The organism is Streptomyces sp. NPDC004542 (genome assembly GCF_040610035.1).
In the GTDB taxonomy this organism is placed as follows: Bacteria; Actinomycetota; Actinomycetes; order Streptomycetales; family Streptomycetaceae; genus Streptomyces.
Window position 1 is genome coordinate 1 of record NZ_JBEXLP010000197.1, and the last position, 2,618, is coordinate 2,618.

At 72.0% G+C, this 2,618-nt stretch carries 2 protein-coding genes; both read left to right on the plus strand.

Annotated elements, in window-relative coordinates:
• Positions 1-710 (plus strand): phosphopantetheine-binding protein (locus tag ABZX30_RS37990; protein WP_355942987.1); only part of this gene is annotated, 710 nt, incomplete at its 5' end.
• A 61-nt stretch (positions 711-771) separates the two neighbouring features.
• On the plus strand, positions 772-2,618 hold a 1,847-nt coding region (locus ABZX30_RS37995; protein ID WP_355942990.1), incomplete at its 3' end, for a type I polyketide synthase.

The window sequence follows — 2,618 nt, forward strand, 5'->3', positions numbered from 1 at the left end:
CCGGCGCGGGCGTCGACTGGGACGGCTTCTTCACCGGCCGTGACGCCACCCGCGTCGACCTGCCCACCTACGCCTTCCAGCGCCGGCGCTACTGGATCGACGCGCAGACCGGAACCGCCGGCCTCGGCTCCGCCGGGCTCGACGAGCTCGAAGAAGAAGGCCTGGCCGACGAGGGCCGGGAGATGCGCAGGCGGCTGCTGACGCTCCCGCCGCAGGAGCGGGTGCGGCAGCTGCTGGAGGTCGTACGGGCGCAGGTCGCCACGGTGCTGGGGCACGCCTCGGCGGCCGTGGTGGAACCCGACGTGGCCTTCAAGGAACTCGGCTTCGACTCGCTCGCCGCCGTCGAACTGCGCAAGCGGCTGGACCGGATCACGGGCCTGTCCCTGTCGGCGACGCTCGTCTTCGACCACCCCACCTCCCGCGCGGCGGCGGAGTACATCGACGGGCTGCTCCTCCCGGAGACAGGCGACGGCCCGGCCCAGGAGGTCCTCGTCGAGGTGGACCGACTGGAGACGCTGCTGACCGGACTGACCGCCGACACGGTGCCAGGACGCGACCACCAGCGCATCACCAGCCGGCTGGAGGCGCTGCTGCGCTCCTGGCGCGACGCGGGCGACGGGGCCTTGGCCGAGGACGACCCCACCGACTACGAGTCCGCCACGGACGACGAGCTCTTCGACGTCCTCGACAGCGAACTGGGCATCGCGTAACCGGCGTCCGTCCCGTCCACGAAACCGTACGAGTACCACTGATTGAGGGGCAGAGGGGCAGATGGGCAACGACGACAAGCTGCGCGAGTACCTGCGGCGCGCGACGTCGGACCTCCAGCAGACCAAGCGGCGCCTGCGCGAGACGGAGGCCAGGCAGCACGAGCCGATCGCCATCGTCGCCATGAGCTGCCGCTATCCCGGAGGCATCGCCTCCCCGGACGACCTGTGGACCCTCGTCGACTCCGGCGGTGACGGCATCTCCTCCTTCCCCGTGGACCGGGGCTGGGCCGAGGACCTGTACGACCCGGAGCCCGCGACGCCCGGCAGGACGTACTGCCGCGAAGGCGGATTCCTGCACGACGCAGCCCAGTTCGACGCCGACTTCTTCAAGATGAGCCCGCGGGAGGCCCGCGAGACCGACCCGCAGCAGCGGCTGCTGCTGGAGACCGCCTGGGAGGCCTTCGAGCGGGCCGGCATAGATCCGCTGTCCCTCAAGGGCAGCCGCACCGGAGTCTTCACCGGCATCGCCTACCACGACTACTCCGCCGACAGCGGCACCGGCGCCCTCGCCAGCGTCGCCTCCGGCCGCATCGCCTACACGCTCGGCCTCGAGGGCCCCGCGGTGACGGTCGACACGGCCTGTTCGTCGTCCCTGGTCGCCCTGCACTGGGCCATCCAGGCGCTGCGCGCAGGAGACTGCTCCCTCGCCCTTGCCGGCGGTGTCACCGTCATGGCCACCCCGGTGTCGTTCGTCGGCTTCAGCCAGGACCGCGGTCTCGCCCCCGACGGCCGCTGCAAGGCCTTCGCCGCCGCGGCCGACGGCACCGGGTGGGGTGAGGGCGCGGGCCTGCTCCTCGTCGAGCGCCTGTCCGACGCCCGTCGCAACGGGCACCCGGTCCTCGCGGTGGTCCGTGGCAGTGCCGTCAACTCCGACGGCGCCAGCAACGGCCTGACCGCTCCCAACGGGCCCTCGCAGCAGCGCGTGATCCAGCAGGCGTTGGCGAATGCCCAACTCTCCGCGGACCAGGTCGACGTGGTGGAGGCACACGGCACGGGAACCAGACTCGGCGACCCCATCGAGGCCCAGGCCCTGCTGGCCACCTACGGCCAGGGCCGGCCCGCGGACCGCCCGCTGCGGCTGGGCTCCATCAAGTCGAACATCGGGCACGCGCAGGCCGCCGCCGGCGTCAGCGGCATCATCAAGATGGTCATGGCCATGCGGCACGGCACCATGCCCCGCACCCTGCACGTCGACGCGCCCACCCCCAACGTGGACTGGAGCACGGGCAACATCGAGCTCCTCACCGACCCGCTCATCTGGCCCGACAACGGTCACCCCAAGCGCGCCGGCATCTCCTCGTTCGGCCTCAGCGGCACGAACGCCCACGTCATCGTGGAGGAGGCGCCGGAGGCCGAGACACCGGAAGTGACCGCCGAGGCCGTGGCACCCGTGCGGTCCTCGATCGTGCCGTGGGTGGTCTCCGCGCGAGGCGCCGCCGGTGTGAGCGCGCAGGCCGAACAACTGCACGGCTACCTCTGCGAGCTGCCCGAAGCACGGGTCGAGGACGTGGCGTTCTCCCTGGCCTCGTCGCGCGCCGCGCTGGAACAGCGGGCAGTCGTCGTGGGCAGGGACCGTGCTGAGCTGCTCGCCGGTCTGGCTTCGGTGGTGACGGGGGAGCCGGCCGCGAACGTGCGGCAGGGTGCTGTCTCGGACGGGCTGACCGCCGTGGTGTTCACGGGGCAGGGCAGTCAGCGGCTGGGGATGGGGCGGGAGTTGTACGACGCCTTCCCGGTGTTCGCGGCTGCTTTCGAAGCCGTGTGCGAGGCCCTCGGTGAGGTGCCGGTACGCGAGGTGATGTGGGGTGAGGATGCGGGGCTGTTGGAGCGGACGGAGTTCGCTCAGCCCGC